This window comes from Halosimplex rubrum, from assembly GCF_013415885.1.
Taxonomy (GTDB): domain Archaea; phylum Halobacteriota; class Halobacteria; order Halobacteriales; family Haloarculaceae; genus Halosimplex; species Halosimplex rubrum.
In genome coordinates, this window is sequence record NZ_CP058910.1 from 2,929,021 (window position 1) to 2,948,196 (window position 19,176).

The following is a 19,176-nucleotide window of genomic DNA, read 5'->3' on the forward strand; positions in this document are numbered from 1 at the left end:
AAAGGTGAGGCGGTGAGATTTTTTGGTGCCTATGTCAAAAATCACCCGCCTCAGCGGACATAGAGACTGGATAGATTTGGATTTTGTGGAGCGCGAGCGGACACCCGAGCCGGCGATAGGATTTGTTATTCAATCGCACGTTGCGGGGTTATCACTGTCGAATCCCATCGAATTACTCGCGGATCTGGGTGTCGAACGGAGTCGCAAAGCGGTCCACGATTGGGTGCAGAAAGCCGATCTACAGCCCGAATCCGGCCAATCTCCGAATCAGATCGCGCTCGACGAGACGGTGATTCGGATCAACGACCAGCGATTCTGGCTGTACGCCGCTGCAGACCCCGAAACGAACGATCTACTCCATATTCGTCTGTTTTCCACGACCACCACATCTCTCACCGAGATCTTCCTCCGCGAATTGCAGCAAAAACACGATGTCGAAGCCGCTGTCTTCCTCGTCGATGGTGCTCAACACCTCCAAACCGCTCTGCAACGAGCCGGACTCCGATTTCAGATGCGTCGCCACGGAAATCGGAACGCTGTCGAACGGATCTTTCGAGAGCTCAAGCGACGAACGTCGTCATTCTCGAACTGCTTCAGTCACGTCGAACCAGAAACCGCCGAATCATGGCTTCAAACCTTCGCTCGATGGCACAATGCCACTAACTAAACACTACCGCTCGCGGGCTCCAAAGGGATTTATCCTCACTTTCCGATCGATCCAGCGATGCGAACACTGTACCTCGAAATCGATTCGTTACGCCCTGACCATCTCGGGTGCTACGGTTACGAGGCGCCGACCACGCCGAATACGGACGCCCTCGCCGAGGACGCCGTGCAGTTCGATCGTGCCTACGCCGCGAACTCGCCGTGTATGCCCTCGCGCGCTGCATTCACGACCGGTCGCTACGGGATCAACAACGGCGTCACGACGCATGGTCCGGCTGGACGGCGGCTGTACGACGGTGGGGAGGGGGCAGACGCCTACGCTTCCGGAATTCCTCTTCGAAGACCGGACCACGACGGCCGTGTCCTCGTTCCCGCGCCACCCGGCGACGTGGTTTTCTCACCTATGGCACGAGTTCCACCAGCCCCAGGAGGAGCCCGGAGAAGGGTTCCAGTCGCCCTACGGCGAGGAAGTCACGGCGATCGCGACCGACATCCTCGACCGCCGCGCCGACGACCTCTTCCAGTACGTGCAGTACTGGGACCCGCACGGCCCCTACCGGCGGAGTGACGAGGAGGTCGAGCGGTTCAGCGAGTATCCCACTCCGCCGTATCCGACCGCCGAGCAGATCGAGGAACACCGCACGTGGGACGCCTGGCGCAGTGCGAGCGAGCCCGGCGTCGCTGACGAGGGACTCCGGCACGTGGACGCCGACGCCATCGAAGACCGGGCCGCTCTCGACGAACTGATCTCCCACTACGACGCCGAGATCCGCTACGTCGACCGGTGGGTCAACGAGTTGCTGGACGGACTCCGCGAGCACGGCACGTCCGACGAGACGCTCGTCGTCCTCACCGCCGATCACGGCGAGGAGTTCGGCGAACACGGCGTCTACCGCGAGCACTGGTCGGTACACGACGGGACCCAGCGGGTCCCGCTGGTCGTGAAACCGCCGGCGTCGATCGAGTACGAGTCCGGGAGTCGCGATCAACTGGTCACGAACGTCGGTTTGGCGCCGACGATCGCCGACTACGCGGGACTAGAACTTCCCGACGCTTGGCAAGGCCGTTCGCTGTGCCCGCTCATCGCTGGGGAGGAATCCGACTGGCGCGACCACATCGTCGTCGACCACGGGCTCTATACCGCCCAGCGCGCAGTCCGGACAGACCGCTGGAAGTTCGTGCGGACCTACAACCCCGGCCACTGGGGCGGCGTCACCTCAGATCATCAACTCTTCGACATGGAGGATGACCCCTGGGAACAGACTGACGTGAGCGGCGACCATCCCGACGTCGTCGAGGAACTCGAGACGAAACTACTCCGGTGGGCAGAGGACCACAGAAGCGAGAACGAGGATTCGCTCAGGCGGACCACCCGGGAGGGCCCCTTCGGGATCGAGTGGGGCGGGCCGTACGAAGGCGTCTAACGCGGTGGTTCTGGCGGCTGTGGCTCCAGTCCGTCCGCTCTCGCACAGTTTCTCCGCGAGGCGAATCTACATGTACTCGACGACCGTGGGGAGTGTATGCATGGCGCATTCGGACTCGGCGGTCTCCTCGAACTGCGCGACGAACGGAGCCGGGCGATCACGGCGGAGAACCCGGACGGCGATGTCGGCGCCGGCGGACAGGCGGCGAGTCGCCTCGGGCCCGGACGGAAGGGAAGCCCGAACGTCCCGATCGACGCCGGCGAGACGCGGACGATCGCCGACATTGACGGCCCCGGCGTAATCAAGCATATCTGGATCACAACGCCGAACGAGCTGCACAGCCGCGCGTATCTGCTGCGAGATCTCGTCCTCAGGATGTACTGGGACGGCGAAGACGACCCGTCCGTCGAGGTTCCGCTCGGCGACTTCTTCGGCTGCGGTCACGGCCGCTGGTGTGACCTCACGTCGATACCGATGACGGTCGGATCCAGCGGCGGGATGAACATCTACTTCCCGATGCCGTTCCGCGACCGGGCGGAGATATCGGTCGAGAACGACGGGCCCGCCGACATCGACGGACCCCGTTTCTTCTACCAAATCGACTACTCCCTCGTCGGCAATATCGACGAAGAAACGCCGTATTTCCACGCGCAATGGCGTCGGTCAAATCCGGTCACGCCTGGTGAGGACCACGTCATCGTCGACGGGATCGAGGGGGAGGGTCACTACGTCGGGACGCAGTTCAGTTGGACGGCGCTCGAAGAGAACTGGTGGGGCGAAGGAGAGGTGAAGTGCTTCATCGACGGCGACGGCGAGTACCCGACCATCTGCGGGACGGGCGCCGAGGACTACGTCGGCGGCGCGTGGGCCTTCGGCGACAACGAGACGTTCAGCGCGCCGTATCTCGGCTACCACCAGTACGAGGACGGCGACGATCAGGTCCCGCTCCACGGGATGTACCGCTGGCACGTCCCTGACCCGATCCGCTTCCGGGAAGACCTGCGCGTGACCGTCCAGGACATCGGTCACCGTGGCGAACTCTTCGAACGCTCCGACGACATCGCGACGACCGCCTACTGGTACCAGCGCGAACCCTACGGCGACTTTCCCGACCTGCCCGAGACCGAGGCACGGCGGCCGCGGTAGCTGCGGCTACTCCTCGACCCGCTCGAACGTGAGTCGCGTGAGCGAGTACGGCTCGATCGTCACGGTCGGATCGTCGTCGGACAGTGTGACCGTCGAGGACTCCGGAGTGACCCGCTCGGGTTCATCTCGCGTGTTCTCTGCGTGCATCGTCTCGGCCGAGAGCGTCACCCGGTCGACTTCGGCCGCAGCGTTGAACGCGCCTGTGTCGACCGAGAGCGAGACCGGTTCCCCGCGACTCGCGCAGTTGACGATCATCAGCGTGAGCGACGACTCGTCGGGTGAGAGCACGGCCATCACGTCGAGCGCCGGCACGTCTTCGACGGGGTCGATCTCCCGGAACGTGTACTCGGTCGAGATCGTGGCGCACTCCAGTTCGACTCCGACCGGCGTTCCGCCCCACAGCGGTGCGCCCATCGCGTGGCCGTAATAACACGGATCGGCCCACACGCGCTCTCGCTCTTTCTGGAGGCCGCCGCCGTGATTCACCGTCGCGGAGTGAGTGATCATCTCCACGAGGCCTCCCGTTCGGATGCACTCGTGGATAATTGTCGCGTCGTAGAGCGCTTCGCTGATGGTTTGGGGGGTCGGCATCGTCTCCGGTGAGAGTGCGCTCGCACCGTCGGCTGCGTGGGGGTCTGCTTCGTCGGCGCCGTCCGCGTCGTCACCGGTGAACGTGGCGAACAGTTGCAGCTCCGTGATCGCGATCCGGGGGTCGTCGATTCCGGCGTCGCGCAGCAGCGCTTCGAGCCGCTTGAAGCGCTCGCCGAGTTGCTCTGAGAACCCCATGAACGCGTGGAACAGTTCGTCGGGGTCTGTGGTCTCGTCGACGGCCCCACCGGCGAGGATGTGCTGCGTGAGCGCGCGGACCGACTCGCCCGCCTCGGCGAGCAGGTGCTCGTTCCAGTCGTTGAACTGCTCGCCTCGCAGGTCGCCGATGGCCTGCAGTCGGATATCCGGATCGACGGCCGTCATGGCGTCGTGGAACCGCTGGTAGCGGTCCGCGTAGCCGTCCTTCGTGGTCCAGTTCACCTGCCACTCGCCGTACAGCTCGTTGCCGACTTCCCAGTAGGTGACGTCGTAGGGTTCGGGATGGCCGTTCTCGGCCCGGAGCGCGCCCATCTCGGTCTCGTCGGGGTCGCCGTTACAGTACTCGACCCACTTGGCGGCTTCCTCGGGCGTCCCGTCGCCGGCGTTGACGCAGATCATCGGTTCGCAGCCGACGTTCTCGCAAAAGCGCATAAACTCGTCCGTTCCGAACAGGTTGTACTCCAACCCGCCCCACGCCGGGTTGGGCTTCGTCGGCCGCTCGTCGACCGGTCCGACCCCGTCGCGCCAGTGATACCCGGAGACGAAGTTCCCGCCTGGCCAACGCAGCAGGGGTAGTTCCCGCTCACGGAGGAACTCGATCACCTCGGGGTCGGCGTAGTCGACGTGGTCGTCGGGGTAGAGGAGCGCGCGCTCGACGACGACGTTTGCCGGCTCGGTAGTCGTGAGCGCGAACTCGAAGACCGTATCGTCGTCGAAGTCCGCCTCGGCCGGGAGTTCGAGCGTCGGCTCGTGGGTCGTCCACTCCTCGTCGAGCGAGACGGTCTCCGCTGCGAGGGCCTCGCCCGTCGTCCCGTCTTCGCCGACGACCGACAGCGAGAGCGTGAGATCGGTCGCTGCCTTCGCTCGCGCTTTCACCCGACACTCGAAGCCGCGCGTCCGGTGATGTGGGAGCGCGGTCCACTGTCGGAGTCCCGCGGGGCGGTCGGCCGCTACGTCGGTCGTTTCGACGCGCTGGGCCTGGTTGCCCGTCGGGCCGACGTCCGGACTTGCGATGACCCGTTCGGCGTCGCCCGCGTACATCCAGCCGAACGCGACGCCGTCAGTGTAGGCGTCGAGCGTGACCTCCGCGTCGATGACCTCGGGGAGGTTGCGGTGATAGTCGTGGTCGGTGACCAGCGACTCAATTGCCTCCAGGTCGTACTCGCGTTTGAATCCGCCGGCCACGTCGCTGCCCGGCGCGTGGAACGGCCACTTCCCGAAGGTCGGGTTGAACAGGATCTGCGCCTCCATCCCGTGGTAGATATTCCGACCCAGGTGTTCGCAGAACTTCGCGTACAGGTCCGGCTCGACCGGCGACGACAGTCGTGTCTCGACGTCGACGGCGACGGCGGCGCGATCCGAGTCCGCTCCGGAACGATGGATGAATATCTCCTCGCGTCCCATTGCCTGTCTCGGAGAAGCGGGACCGTGATAAAGGTTCACCCCGCCCTGGATCGAGCGCGCCGCACCGTCAGTCGTACTGTAGTTTAATCTCGATCCAGTCGGCGGCCGACTGCAAGAGGTCGTGGATGTCGTCTTCGCTCATCTCGATCTCCGTCTTCGGACCGGCTACGCTGATCGCCCCCTAGATCCCCTCGTCGACGAGGATGGGCCGCGCGATCCCTTTGTAGTTCCTGTGTTCTTCCTCGTCATTGACCGCGAAACCCTGTTCGCGGATGTGTCGTAGTTCGCTCTCAAGTTCCTCCCTGCTCGTGATCGATCGGTCTGTCATTCCAGATATCCCGCGCTTCGATAGTATCGAATCGACCTTCTCCTCCGGGAGGTGGGCGAGAATCGCCTTTCCGAGGGCGGCTGTGTGGAAGTGGTCGCGCTAGCCCGCGTGAGCGCGGAATCCGACGCTCTCGTCCGGATTGATCCGTTCGAGCAGAACGAGGTCTTCGTACTCCTCGACGGCGAGGTGGACCGTCTGTCCGGTCTCCCTGTGAAGATCACGCAGTTGCGGTTTCGCCGCCATGTACAGGTCGCTACGGCTCCACGTCCGACCACCGAAATCAAGGAACTTGAGGCCGAGTTCGTACTCGTCGTCGACTCTGCGGACGAGTTCGAGGTGCAGGAGTGCCTCGAGATAGCTGTGGGTAGTGCTCTTCGAAAGTTCGAGATGGTCGACGATTTCCCCCAGCGTGGCGCGCTGCTGATCGTGGAGGAACTCGACGACCCGAAACGCATTTCCGCGGATTTGATCCGCCCTCCGGAGTTCGATCCCATGTTAGATATTATCGAACACGCGTTGATAGTTCTTGCCCCGTCATAGCGCAGTCCGGTTGCGTTTCTCGCGGAGAGATCTAGGCACCATTACAATCCTACAATCGTAATCAATAGCAACGGTGCCGCCAACTATGCCCCTGTGACGAAACTCGCCAGCGGATTACGAACGAAAGAGTGTAATTTACAGCGGGGACTTGCCAGATGAGATCCGCCTAGCGATGCCGATCGTCCGGAGTGTTCCCGTTTGGCATTCTCGAACCGAATGAATCGCGGAGACCGACAGAGTTCCAGAGAGCGTAGACGAACCTGTCGGCCCTCGAAGGTCCACGGTGACGGATTTTCTGGGGGGCACCGAGCCCTGATGACAAGACCGTCAAGCGCTGTGCGGTAGCCGGCGCCGGACGTTGCTTGAATTTCGGACAGAATACCTCCCAACGTCTCAAACGACCACGGAAGCTAGAGCAGGCGAATTTTACGTCGCTCGGCCCAGGCATATGATTTTGCAGAATCAATAATGTACATCCATTATGATATGGTTCGATAATTTCGAACAATCTTCGAATTAGCGCATTTCACCCCTGTACGCCTAATTTTAAGTTGTTCAGTTTGTTCGATTTCCACTGACAGCGCTCTTAGTCCACCCACTCCTCGGTTGGGATGGGAGGTAGCCAGTGTAGCGTTCGATATATTCAATTCCGGTTCGCTCGTCAGATTCGGTCCCTCGGGCCGCCCTTGGCCGAGGCGGGAAGGGTCGGATCGCCTAGGCTCGTTCGCCCGGTCGTGATCTGCCGAATCGTCGAAACGTCTAACCAAACGGCCGCCGATCCGAGAAACATGCCGTACGACCTCGCAGACACGACAGCAGTAGTGACGGGAGCGGGACGCGGGAACGGACGCGAGACGGCAAAACTACTCGCGGACGACGGCGCGAGCGTCGTCGTCAACGACATCGAAGGCGAGGTCGCAGAGACCGTAGCTGAGACGATCCGCGACGGCGGCGGCGAGGCCGTCGGCGTCGAAGCGGATGTGAGCGACGAGGTTACCGTCGAGGCAATGTTCGACGCCGCGGCCGAGGAGTTCGGAACCGTCGACGTTCTCGTGAACAACGCCGGGATCGGACAGGGGGATCGCTTCATGAACAAGCCGGACGGGTCGGACTTCAGACGCAACCTCGAAATCCATCTCTTCGGCGCGATACACTGCACGCGGGCGGCGCTCGATGGGATGGTCGAGCAGGGATACGGAAAGATCGTGAACCTCACCTCGATCCACACGAAGAACGGCGTCGGCATGTCCCCGCAGTACGACGTGGCGAAGTTCAGCCTCTTGGGGCTCACGAAATCACTCGCGCTCGAACTCGGCCGCGAAGGGATCCGCGTCAACGCCGTCGCCCCCGGCTGGGTGAATACCCGCATGACGGAGGGATTCGATCCGGAGACGCGCGAGCAGATCACGAGTCAGAACCCCCTCGGTCGGTTCGCAGAGCCCGAGGACATCGCGCAGGCCATCGCCTTCCTGTGCGCGCCGGCGAGCGATTACGTCAACGGCCACGAACTCCGCGTCGACGGCGGCCAGGTGCCCATCGACAGCTGGAAACACCGCTACGAGTGAACGGAGGCGAGGGTGTGTTGCCGGCACAGGAGTTAACCTTCCGCCAGACGCACACACGCCAATGCCAGACCAGCCGAACGTCCTCTGGATCTGCACCGATCAGCAACGCGCCGACACGCTGGGGTGTTACGGGAATGACTTCGTGGAGACGCCGAACATCGACGAACTCGCGAGTTCGGGCGTCAGGTTCGACCGGGCGTACGCCCAGAGCCCCGTCTGTACGCCGAGCCGCGCGAGCTTTCTCACCGGACGGTATCCGCGGACGACGGGCGTCCGCGGCAACGGCTATCCGATCCCGGAGTCGGAGACGCTCGTCACGCGGCGACTCGCCGACGAGGGATACGTCTGCGGTCTTTCGGGGAAACTGCACGTCAACCCGGCCCACCCCGACAGCGACGACCTGCCGATGGGCGAGCGACGCATCGACGACGGGTACGCCGACTTCCAGTGGTCCCACGGGACGACCCACCCCTCACCGGTGAACGAGTACCAGCGGTGGCTCCTGGAAGAGGGCGTCGAGTACGAGGAGCGCCCCGTCGGGGACTGCGAGCACGTGACCGTCGGGATGCCCCCGGAGCACCATCAGACGACTTGGTGCGCCCGAAAGGCGGAGTCGTTCATCGAGCGCGCAGCCGAGGACGACGAGCCGTGGCTGTACTCGGTCAACCCCTTCGACCCACACCACGCGTTCGTCGCACCCGATGGTTACCTCCAGCGTTACCTCGACAGACTGGACGAGATCCCCCTCCCGGACTACGAACCGGGCGAACTCGACGACAAGCCCCCGTGGTACCGCGAGTGCCACGAGGGGGCGTACGCCAACGAGAACCTATTCCCCTTCGAGGAGATGGACGAGCGCGACCATCGGCTCGTGATCGCCGCCTACTGGGCGATGTGCGACCTGATCGACGACGCGGTCGGCCGGCTGCTCGACGCGCTGGAGCGGACGGGACAGCGCGAGGACACACTCGTGATCTTCACGTCGGATCACGGGGAACTGCTCGGCGAGCACGGCATCTACCTGAAAGGTGCCTTCTTCTACGAGGAGTCGCTCAGAGTCCCGCTGATCGTCTCGGGGCCGGAAATCGAGTCGGGCGTCGAGACCGACGCGCTCGTCGAGCTCGTTGACCTCGCGCCAACGCTGATGGAAGCGGCCGGACAGGAGGTCCCGCGGGCGATGCAGGGCGAGTCGCTGTGGCCGCTCCTGACCGGGGAGACGGACGCCGACACCCACCGCGAGTCCGTCTACGCGGAAGCGTACGACACGGTCCACTGGCAGGCGCCTACCGACTACTCGACGATGGTCCGGACGAACGACCACAAACTCGTCCGCCACCACCGGGCCGAGACCGGCGAGCTCTACGACCTCGCGGCTGACCCGGCCGAGCGGGAGAACCGCTGGGACGACCCCGACTATGCTGACGTGCGCTCGGACCTCCTGGCGAGACTCGCCGACAGGATGGCAGAGACGGCCGACCCGCTCCCGGAACGGCGGACGCCGTGGTGATCGGTGCCCGGCACCGTCCGAGCGAGAATCCGTTCGGCTGGGCCGGCTACCCCGGATGCGGCCGCAGCGGTCCGAACGATGGTAAATACTTTGGGTGTGGAAACCAAGGATTCCGACATGGCTGAGGATCGGCCGAATATCATCTTTATCAACACGGATCAGCAGCGGATGGACACGATCCGGGCGCTCGGCGCCGACCACATGGACACGCCCAACCTCGACCGACTGGCCGAGGAGGGGGTCACGTTCACCGACTGCCACATTACGGCGCCGTCGTGTGCGCCCTCGCGTGCCAGCCTGTTCACCGGCCACTACCCGCACACGACGGGCATCTATCGGAACGGCGACCGCTGGACGCGCTCGTGGGTCGAGGACCTCTCGGAGAGCGGGTACTACACGGTCAACGTCGGCAAGATGCACACGGCGCCGTACGAGACGCCGATGGGGTTCGACGAGCGCTACCCCGTCGAGAATAAAGACCGCTACCTGGGGGACATGCCCGCCGGCGAGCCGCCGCTGCCGGGGGAGAAGTTCTACCTCGACGAGTGGGACCGCGCGATGCAAGCGCGCGGGATCCTCAAGCAACAGCGGGAATTCTATCGGCAGTGGGAGGACTACGAGGAGCGACTGGGCGCCTTCGAGTGGGAACTGCCCGAGGACACACATCCCGACGTGTTCGTCGGCAACTTCGCGACGCGGTGGCTCGATCACATGCCGCGGCTCGAACAACCACTGTTCATGGAGATCGGCTTCCCCGGGCCGCACCCCCCGTTCGACCCCACCCCCGAATACGCCAAGGAGTACATGGACAGAGACCTCCCGTTGCCGACCGCGCCCGAGTCGGATCTGGAGAACCAGCCCGAGGCGCTGCAGGCGCTCCGGCGGCACCATCAGGGGGTCGACCACGACTCCGTCACGCACGACGTGGAGGCGAGCGAGGAGGAACTGCATCGCCAGCGCGCCTACTACTACGCGAACGTCGCGATGATCGACGAGAAGGTCGGCGACATCATGGACGCGCTGGAAGCCAACGGGTACGACGACACGGTGGTCGTCTTCACCTCGGACCACGGCGAGATGCTCGGCGATCACGGCCACATCCAGAAGTGGACGATGTACGACGAGGTGACGAACGTCCCGATGATGGTCTGGTCGCCGGGCCGCTTCGACGCCGATACCGTCGACGACCTCGTCTCGCTGTTCGACCTCGGCCCGACGATGCTCGAACTCGCGGACGCTCCCGTCGACGACTCGATGGAGGCGGAGTCGCTCGTCCCGGCGCTGGAGGGCGACGAGGAGTGGTCCGGGCGCGAGTACGTCTACGCCGAGCACGCCCGCGACGGCATCCTCCAGGAGACGGAGTTCATGACGATGATCCGCAGCGACGACTGGAAGCTCGTCCACTTCGTCGACTCCGATGAAGGGCAGCTGTTCGACCTGACCGAGGACCCCGAGGAGACGGACAACCGGTGGAACGACCCCGACGCCCAAGAGGTCAAGCGCGAACTCCTCGACCAGCTGCTGACCTGGCGCATCCGGAGCGGCGTCCAGACGGCCGACTGGGCCGCGGACTTCCGCTGACGCGCCCGTCCGGCTACCTGGACTCCCGTTCTCGTTACCCTGCGAACGCTTAACACAGTCCGGGACGACCGGGCAGGTATGCCCGACGTGCAGAACGTCGTCGTCGTGATGACCGACCAGCAGCGAGCGGACGCCTGCGCCCGCGAGGGGTTCCCGCTCGACACGACGCCGTTTCTCGACGACCTCGCCCGCGACGGTGCGTGGTTCGACCGCGCGTACACGTCGACGCCGGTGTGCGCGCCGGCGCGGGCCAGTTTTCTGACCGGCCGCTTCCCGACCGCGACGAACGTCTGGCTCAACCAGCAACAGGACGCCGCCAGCTACGAGCGAGACCTCTTCGACGTCGCGAACGACGCCGGGTTCGAGACGGCGCTGATCGGCAAGAACCACAGCTATCTCGGCCCCGAGGCGGCCGACCACTGGGTGCAGTACGGCCACTGGGGAGCACAGAGCGAGACCGCCGAAGCGGCGATGACCGAGGCGGACGAGGAGTGGGAAGCGTGGATGGCAGACCTATCGCTGTTCAACGGCGGCGGCGGGTGGACTGCGGACCCGACTCCGACGCCCGTGGAGACGCAATGCGCTCACCGCTGTATCTCCCGTGCTCGAGAGTGGATCGAGTCGCTTGACGACGACCAGCCGTTTTTCACCTGGCTGTCGCTGCCCGAACCGCACAACCCCTACCAGGTGCCCGAGCCGTACTTCTCACTGTTCCCGCCCGAGGAGTTACCCCCGGTTGAGGTCGGGCCGGAGGGACTGGACGGTAAGCGGTTCAAGTGGCGCTGGCTCCGCGAGATCGGCGTCGCGCGAGCGCTGAGAGAGGCGCCCGACGCCGACTACGACGAGGAGGTCCTGCCGCGATTGCGCTCGCTGTACTACGGGATGTGCCGGACGGTCGACGACCAGGTTCGCCGGTTCGTCGAGTTCCTCGACGAGGCAGGCCTGCGCGAGGGAACGCTGCTCGTCTTCGTCTCCGACCACGGCGACTTCGTCGGCCAGTACGGCCTGATGCGCAAAGGCGTCGACCTGCCCGAGGGGACGACTCGCATCCCGATGATCTTCGACGGGCCCGGCGTGGAACCGGACCCCGATCCCCGCGACGCGCACGTCTCGCTGGTCGACGTCTTCCCGACGATCTGCGAGGCCGTCGGTGCCGAGATGCCGCCGGGCGTGCAGGGGCGGAGCCTCTGGCCGCTCCTGACCGGCGAGCGCGACGGCGACGCCTTCACGAGCGTCTACGCCGAGTGCGGATATGGCGGTCGGCACGCGACGCCCGACGACGTCCCGCCCCTCGACGAGGCGTCGAAGAACGAACTGAACGAGCACACCCAGACCGGCCGAACCGCCATGGTGCGACGGGACGACTGGAAACTCGTCGTCGACATGCAGGACGGTCCGGAGCTGTACGACCTCGCCGCCGATCCCGCCGAGACGACCGACCTGAGTGACGATCCCGATCATGCGACCGTCCTGCGGGAGATGCTCGGCGAGTTCGCGTCGTGGTCGCTGCACGTTCGCGATTCACTCCCCGAGGTATATCCGATCAGGGAGCACCAGTCCGCGTTCGGCGACGACCTTGTCTGACCGCGGCCGTTCCGGAAGGGTTCCGCCATCCGAAGACCCATGCCCCTTCCTTGATATATGTTACTTCATGCCAAACGAAGCGTCCGACGACAGCGCAACGACCCGCTCGAACGTCGTCCTAGTGATGGTCGATGACATGGGATACGCGGACATCAGCTCGTACGGTGGCGAGATAGAGACGCCAAATCTCAGTGCGCTCGCCGGCGATGGACTCCGGTTCACCCAGTTCTACAACTATTCGCGGTGCTGTCCGACGCGCCTCGCTACTCACCGGTCTCCACCCCCACCAGACTGGCATCGGTCACATGACAAATCCAGCGGACGATCCGGACGGGAACGACCGGGGGGTCCCGAGTTACCAGGGACACCTGAACGAGCATTGCGTTACGATGGCCGAGGTCCTGAGCGAGGCCGGCTATCAGACGATGGCCAGCGGGAAGTGGCACCTCGGGCAGCACCGTCAGGGAGACCGCCCGCCTGAGCGCGGGTTCGACCGCTACTACGGCCACCTCGCCGGCGCTGCGAACTACTTCGACCCGTCGGGTGAGCGCGGGCTCTCCGAGGACGGCGGCGACCCCGGCAGCGTCGAACCCGAAAGCACCACCGACCGGCGCTACTACACCACGGACGCCTTCACCGACTACGCCATCGATTTCATCGAGGAGGTGACCGCCGCCGACGACCAGCCCTTCTTCCTCTATCTCCCGTACAATGCCCCACACTGGCCGCTCCACGCCCACAAGGACGTCGTCGAGAAGTATCGCGGCGAATACGCGGACGGCTGGGACGCGCTCCGCAAGGAGCGCTACGAGCGCCAACTCGAGATGGGGCTATTCAACGAGGAACGGGCGCCGCTCCCTGATCGGGCCGGACCCGAGTGGGACGACCTCTCCGAGGAGAAGCGCGCGGAGATGGCTGAACGGATGGCGATATACGCCGCCCAGGTCGACATCGTTGACCGGAACGTCGGCCGGCTCGTGGACGCCCTCGAGGACTGGGGCGAACTCGACGAGACGCTGTTCCTCTTCCTCTCCGATAACGGCGCGTGCGCTGAGTTCGACATGCTGGGGAGCGGTCCTGTAGACGAGCTCAACAAAGCGAGCTCGCCGCTTGTCCAGAGCTACGGGGAGGCATGGGCGCACGCGTCGAACACACCGTTCCGCAAGTACAAGCGCTGGGTCCACGAGGGCGGAGCCGCCACGCCGTTCATCGTCCATTGGCCGGACGCGCTGGACGACTCCGACGGCGAGTGGCGACGCCAGCCCGCCTACCTTCCGGACGTCATGGCGACGGTCGTCGACGTGACGGGCGCCGAGTACCCCGACGCGCGCGACGGTGTCAGCGTCCCGCCGATCGAGGGGACGAGTCTCCGCCCCGCGTTCGAGGGGGACTCGATCGACCGTGACGAACCGCTGTTCATGGAACACGAGAGGAACCGTTTTGTCCGCGACGGGAAGTGGAAGCTTGTCTCGGCGGGCGAGGAAGCGGACTACGGCGGCCCCGACAGCTGGGAGCTTTTCGACATGGAGTCCGACCGGACGGAAACGACCGATCTATCGGCGGACCACCCCGACCGAGTCGAGCGACTCCGGAAAGCGTGGTGGGAGTGGGCCGAACGCGTCGGCGTCGTCCCGAACGGCCGGGGCGTCGAGAGTTACGAAGACTACTTGAGACAGGTGAAGCGCGGGGAATAGCTGTTGGAACGCGACTCCCGCAGGGAGTCGCCCTCAGGTCGAGGAGACGGTCAACCGGATCATCGAGTAGGGGTCGAGTGTGACCTCGACCGCGCCGTCGGTGACCGCCGCTTCGTTGTACTCGGGCGTTACGTGTTCGGGGTCTTCCCGGGAGTTCTGCTCGTGCCACGTCTCCGCGCCGAGCGTCGCGATCTCGGCGTCGCCGTCGGCCTCGAAGCTCCCGAGGTCGACGGAGACGTCGATGGGCTCCTCGTGACTCGTCCGGTTGACGAGGACGACGCGCAGGGCGTCCTCGCCTTCGGTGGCCATCACGTCGACCGCGGGGACCCCCTCGACCGGGCTGATCTCGCGGAACGTGTACTCCGTCGAGATAGTGCCGCACTCGACGTCGGCCCCCACAGGGGTGTCGCCGGCGAGCGCCGTCGTCAGCGCCCGGCCGTAGTGACACGGGTCGGCCCAGACGCGCTCACCCGACTTCTGGAGGCCGCCGCCGTGGTTGACGCTCGCCGAGTGGGTCAGCATCTCCGCGAACTCGCCCATGCGGATCATCTCGTTGCGGATGCAGGCGTTGTACAGCGCCTCGCTGATCGTCACCGGCGTCGGCAGCGTCTCCTCGGTCAGCTCCTCGGCCTCGCCGCCGGGCTCACTCTCGCCCGCGGATTCGCCGTCGCCGGCGGGTCCGCCTTCGCTGGTGTCCCCTTCGAGGCCCGCGAAGAGCTGGAGCTCGGTCAGGTCGAAGCGCGGGTCGTCGACGCCGGCCTCGCGCATCCGATCTTCGAGCCCGCGGAACACCTCGCCGAACTCCTTCGAGAAGCCCATGTACGCCCGGAAGAGCTCCCGCGGGTCGGTGTCCCGACCGACCTGCCCGCCCGCGAGAACGTGATCGGAGATGGCGCGGATGTCGTCTCCCACCCGTTCCAGTAGCGTGTCGTTCCAGCGGCCGTTCGTCGTCAGCGGGCCCATCCCGGGGTCGTCGTTGGTCTCCAGCCCGCAGGCGGTGAGTTTGATATCCGGGTCGACGTCGAGCATGGCTTCGCTGAACCGCTCGTAGCGGTCGGCGTTGCCCGCCGCCGTCGTCCAGCGGACCTGCCACTGGCCCCAGAGCTCGTTGCCGACCTCCCAGTAGGTCACGTCGTATGGCTCGGGGTGGCCGTTCTCCGCACGCAGCTGTCCCATCTCGGTCTCCTCGGGGTCGCCGTTGCAGTACTCGACCCATTTGGCGGCCTCCTCGGGCGTGCCGTCGCCGGCGTTGATACAGATGGTGGGCTCACAGCCCACGTTCTCACAGAACTGCATGAACTCGTCCGTCCCGAACAGGTTGTACTCCAGCCCCTCCCAGTTGGGGTTCGGTTTCGTCGGCCGCTCGTCGACGGGGCCGATCCCGTCGCGCCAGTCGTAGCCCGAGACGAAGTTCCCGCCGGGCCAGCGCAGCGCCGGCAGGTCCGAGTCGCGGAGGAACTCGACGACTTCCGGGTCGGCGTAGTCGACGTGGTCGCTCGGGTAGAGCAACAGCCGTTCGACGACGATTTCAGCGGGTTCGTCGGCGGTCAGCGAGATGCGGTAGATGCCGTCGGGGTCGACGTCGCTCGGCAGTTCGAAGTCGCCCTCGACGGTTGCCCACTCCTCGCCGACATCGAGTTCGGCGTCGGCGAGTTCATCGCCGTCGTCAGTCGCGACGGTCACACGAGCCGTCGTCGCCTCGACCGCCCGGACCTTGCAGCGGAACTCGTACTCATCGATCCGGTGGAGCGGGAGGTGCGTCCGCTGTTCGACGCCCTCATCGGCGGCGTCGGTTTCGATGCGCTGTGCGCAGTTCCCGCTCGGGCCGGTGTCGGGGCTGAACGCCACGCCGTCGTCGGTCGGGAGCCACCCGAAGGCGAGGGCGCGCTGGTAGGCGTCGAGCAGGGCGTCGGTGTCTGTCGACTCGGGATAGGCGAGCGGGCGGTCGTGTTCTTCGACCGTCTCGCGGATGTCGGCGATATCGTACGTAGGACCGTTCCCGCCGCTCGGGATGCCCGATCCCCGGAAGTGCCACTCGCCGAAGACGGGGTTGAAGAGGATCTGCGCGTCCATCCCGTGATAGATGTTGTTGCCGAGGTGCTCGCAGAACTTCGCGAACAGGTACGGGTTCACGTCGTGGCCCGCCCGTCGGCTCGTATCGACGGTTACGTTCGCGGTCGTGGCGTCATCCGTCGCTCGGTGGACGAAGAGATCGTCGGCTGGCATGGTATGTGCTGGACCAGAACGCCCGAAACCATAAACGTCGGGTCGCGCGACAACGCGCGTTCGGCCTTGCCGGTGCGCGCCGAGGAAGTATTCGATCGGCACCCCGAACGGGGGTATGGTGTCACTCGGCTACAAGCTGGCGAGCGAGGAGCACGGGCCGTCGGACCTCGCGCGATACGCGCGGCGCGCGGAGGAAACCGGGTTCGAATTCGCGATGATCTCCGACCACTACCACCCGTGGACCAGCGACCAGGGCGAGAGTCCCTTCGTCTGGGGAACGCTGGGTGCTATCGCCGAGACCACCGACGGCATCGAGGTCGGTACCGGCGTGACCTGCCCGACGATGCGGGTCCACCCGGTGATCGTCGCGCAGGCGGCCGCCACCGCGGCGACGATGCTCGAAGACCGCTTCTTCCTCGGCGTCGGCACCGGCGAGCGCCTCAACGAGCACGTCCTCGGCGACAGCTGGCCGAACCACCGAACGCGCCTCGAGATGCTCGTCGAGGCGGTGGACGTGATGCGGGCGCTCTGGGACGGCGACCTACAGAGCCACGACGGCGAACATTACACCGTCGAGAGCGCTCAGATCTTCACCCGGCCCGATGACCCTCCGTCGATCCACGTCGCCGCGGGCGGGCCCCGAACTGCGACGACTGCGGGGCGCATCGGCGACGGCTTCGTCGGGGCCGGTCCCGCGAGCGAGCACATCGAGCGCTTCGAGGAGGCGGGCGGCGAGGGGAAGCCGAAGTACGCCGAGATGGCCGTCTGCTGGGCCGAGGACGAGGCCGAAGCGCGCCGGACAGCACACGAGCAGTGGCCTAACGCGGCCATGCCGGGCGTGGGCTCAGAACTCCCGACGCCCGCCCACTTCGAGCAGACGGCCGAGATGGTGAGCGAGGACGACGTCGCTGAGGCCGTCGTCTGCAGTCCTGATCCGGCCGACCACGTCGAGGAGATCGAGACCTACCTCGACGCTGGGTACGACCACATCTGTGTCCATCAGATCGGTCCCGACCAGGTGGGGTTCTTCGAGTTCTACGAGGACGAGATCCTCCCCGAGTTCGACGGGTGAGCGGCTCGTCCGCCGTTGCGGGCCGTGCCAGTCCACATCGCGCTCGGAGCGGAGGGCCTTGACGAACGCCACGGGGAGTCCGACGAAATCGTTTACTGACCGCTCAACGATGATCCTGACATGACCGAGGAACGAGCCTGCTGTGCAGCAGCCCGCGACTCGGAGCGGCCGTCCCGTGAGGGCGAGGTGGATGAGGGCACTGGCGAAGTCGCGGACTCCGACGCACGGTTCACCACGACGCCTGCGACGAACGACGACGAACGGACCGCCCGGATGGCCAGACTCGACGGCGGGACGTTCACGATGGGTACCGATTCGGACGTGGGCTTCCCGGAGGACGGTGAGGGACCGGCCCGCGAGGTGACCGTCGACTCCTTCTACGTCGACAAGCACGCCGTCACGAATGCCGAGTTCCTAGAGTTCGTCCGCAACACGGGCTACACGACCGACGCCGAGCGCTTCGGCTGGTCGTTCGTCTTCGAGGACTTTGTGAACGACGGCGACCGCGACCGGATTGTCCAGCACTCCGCGGCCACGCCGTGGTGGGCCGCCGTCGAAGGTGCCGACTGGCTCCACCCGAACGGCCCGATCCGGAGCCTCCTCGACGACCGGGAGCTACTGAAACATCCAGTCACGCACGTCTCCTGGCGCGACGCGGCGGCCTACGCCGACTGGGCGGGCAAACGCCTCCCTACCGAGGCCGAGTGGGAGTACGCCGCACGCGGGGGGCTCCACCAGCGAACGTTCCCGTGGGGTGACGAACTGAAGCCGGACGGCGAGCACCGCTGTAACATCTGGCAGGGAGAGTTCCCCGACAACAACACGGGTGGCGACGGGTTCGTCCAGACGGCGCCAGTCGACGCGTTCGAACCGAACGGCTACGGGATCTACAATCCTTCCGGGAACGTCTGGGAGTGGTGCGCCGACTGGTTCAGCGCCGACTACCACACGACCGACGAGTACGACCGCGACAATCCGACCGGCCCCGAGGGCGGCGACGAGCGCGTGATGCGCGGCGGCTCGTACCTCTGCCACCGATCATGGTGCAACCGCTACCGGGTCGCCGCCCGGTCGAAAAACACGCCAGATAGCTCGACCGGCAACATCGGCTTTCGCTGCGTCGTCGACGCCGCCGAGTCGTGATCCACGCAGCCCGTCCGCTGCACAGAGACGGTTCCCGAAAGCGGGTCCCTGCGCGTTGCGTTCGCGCTTTGCTCCGCCGCGAAACCGTGACTCGTGAGCGACCTCAGACCGTGGAAACTGGTCTCTTCGCCGAAGCGCTCAGACGGTCCGATCGCGGTACTGCGAAAGGGCCTGCGTCGACTACTCGGAATCGTAGTAGCCCGCTTCCGCGAGCGATTCTCGGAGCGGACCGCGGGCGATCGCCGTCGCACCCTCGATGGAGGGGAGTGTGCCCCACTCGGGGACCGTATCACCGCAGTCGGGACATCGGCGGACGACCCGATCGCGGTCCTCCTGAACGGCCCAGTCCTCGACGTCCGCGTCCAGTCCGGTCCAACCGCACTCGCACGTGAACTGGACGTTCGGATGGTCGAAACTACGGTCTACTGCTGGCTTCGCCATATCAAGTGATCCGGCCAGGCGCTCTTAAGACATGGGGTCGAGAGGACG

General features: G+C 65.4%; 14 protein-coding genes and 2 pseudogenes. 12 read left to right on the plus strand and 4 right to left on the minus strand.

The genetic code is table 11. The features are described from left to right. Window positions 1-31 precede the first annotated feature (31 nt). The 4 genes and pseudogenes from HZS55_RS14590 to HZS55_RS14600 all read left to right on the plus strand — a co-directional run bounded on the left by HZS55_RS14590 (window position 32) and on the right by HZS55_RS14600 (window position 3,236). Complete coding sequence (locus tag HZS55_RS14590; RefSeq protein ID WP_179908330.1) at window positions 32-667, plus strand: IS6 family transposase; 636 nt, start codon at window positions 32-34, stop codon at window positions 665-667. 57 nt (window positions 668-724) lie between these two features. Continuing rightward, window positions 725-883, plus strand: a pseudogene (locus HZS55_RS23045) (sulfatase-like hydrolase/transferase); the annotation flags it as partial. Between the two features lie 49 nt (window positions 884-932). Continuing rightward, window positions 933-2,090: a sulfatase family protein gene (locus tag HZS55_RS14595; protein WP_246308269.1), complete on the plus strand. Its 1,158-nt coding sequence runs from the start codon at window positions 933-935 to the stop codon at window positions 2,088-2,090. Between the two features lie 96 nt (window positions 2,091-2,186). Beyond that, entirely contained in the window at window positions 2,187-3,236 is a 1,050-nt protein-coding gene (locus HZS55_RS14600; RefSeq protein ID WP_179908332.1) for a glycoside hydrolase family 172 protein, read from the plus strand. Window positions 3,237-3,242: 6 nt separating this feature from the next. Here the strand turns inward: HZS55_RS14600 and HZS55_RS14605 are convergent, their stop codons facing one another. Next, complete coding sequence (locus HZS55_RS14605; RefSeq protein ID WP_179908333.1) at window positions 3,243-5,447, minus strand: alpha-L-arabinofuranosidase C-terminal domain-containing protein; 2,205 nt, start codon at window positions 5,445-5,447, stop codon at window positions 3,243-3,245. A gap of 181 nt (window positions 5,448-5,628) precedes the next feature. Then, window positions 5,629-5,838: an IclR family transcriptional regulator domain-containing protein gene (locus HZS55_RS14610; RefSeq protein WP_179911882.1), complete on the minus strand. Its 210-nt coding sequence runs from the start codon at window positions 5,836-5,838 to the stop codon at window positions 5,629-5,631. 21 nt (window positions 5,839-5,859) lie between these two features. Here HZS55_RS14610 and HZS55_RS23115 point away from each other — a divergent pair, with 21 nt between their 5' ends. The 6 genes and pseudogenes from HZS55_RS23115 to HZS55_RS14640 all read left to right on the plus strand — a co-directional run bounded on the left by HZS55_RS23115 (window position 5,860) and on the right by HZS55_RS14640 (window position 14,246). Continuing rightward, window positions 5,860-6,315: a hypothetical protein gene (locus HZS55_RS23115; RefSeq protein ID WP_246308270.1), complete on the plus strand. Its 456-nt coding sequence runs from the start codon at window positions 5,860-5,862 to the stop codon at window positions 6,313-6,315. Window positions 6,316-7,001: 686 nt separating this feature from the next. Continuing rightward, entirely contained in the window at window positions 7,002-7,880 is an 879-nt protein-coding gene (locus HZS55_RS14620; RefSeq protein WP_246308271.1) for an SDR family NAD(P)-dependent oxidoreductase, read from the plus strand. A 61-nt stretch (window positions 7,881-7,941) separates the two neighbouring features. Beyond that, window positions 7,942-9,387, plus strand: a complete 1,446-nt coding sequence (locus HZS55_RS14625; protein ID WP_179908334.1) for a sulfatase family protein — start codon at window positions 7,942-7,944, stop codon at window positions 9,385-9,387. Window positions 9,388-9,504: 117 nt separating this feature from the next. Further along, entirely contained in the window at window positions 9,505-10,968 is a 1,464-nt protein-coding gene (locus HZS55_RS14630; RefSeq protein ID WP_179908335.1) for a sulfatase family protein, read from the plus strand. A 78-nt stretch (window positions 10,969-11,046) separates the two neighbouring features. Beyond that, complete coding sequence (locus HZS55_RS14635) at window positions 11,047-12,552, plus strand: sulfatase family protein (protein ID WP_179908336.1); 1,506 nt, start codon at window positions 11,047-11,049, stop codon at window positions 12,550-12,552. 136 nt (window positions 12,553-12,688) lie between these two features. Then, window positions 12,689-14,246 (plus strand): annotated as a pseudogene (locus HZS55_RS14640) (arylsulfatase). Window positions 14,247-14,279: 33 nt separating this feature from the next. On the opposite strand, the gene HZS55_RS14645 reads toward HZS55_RS14640, so the two are convergent. Then, window positions 14,280-16,472: an alpha-L-arabinofuranosidase C-terminal domain-containing protein gene (locus HZS55_RS14645; RefSeq protein WP_179908337.1), complete on the minus strand. Its 2,193-nt coding sequence runs from the start codon at window positions 16,470-16,472 to the stop codon at window positions 14,280-14,282. Window positions 16,473-16,587: 115 nt separating this feature from the next. Between HZS55_RS14645 and HZS55_RS14650 the strand changes: the two genes are divergently transcribed. Both HZS55_RS14650 and HZS55_RS14655 read left to right on the plus strand, forming a co-directional pair. Next, the gene (locus HZS55_RS14650; RefSeq protein ID WP_179908338.1) at window positions 16,588-17,544 is read left to right on the plus strand and encodes a TIGR03557 family F420-dependent LLM class oxidoreductase; all 957 of its coding nucleotides are present in this window, start codon (window positions 16,588-16,590) and stop codon (window positions 17,542-17,544) included. A gap of 120 nt (window positions 17,545-17,664) precedes the next feature. After that, entirely contained in the window at window positions 17,665-18,687 is a 1,023-nt protein-coding gene (locus HZS55_RS14655) for a formylglycine-generating enzyme family protein (RefSeq protein ID WP_179908339.1), read from the plus strand. A gap of 180 nt (window positions 18,688-18,867) precedes the next feature. Here HZS55_RS14655 and HZS55_RS14660 read toward each other — a convergent pair whose 3' ends face one another. Next, the gene (locus tag HZS55_RS14660) at window positions 18,868-19,128 is read right to left on the minus strand and encodes a hypothetical protein (protein WP_179908340.1); all 261 of its coding nucleotides are present in this window, start codon (window positions 19,126-19,128) and stop codon (window positions 18,868-18,870) included. Between the last annotated feature and the right edge of the window lie 48 nt (window positions 19,129-19,176).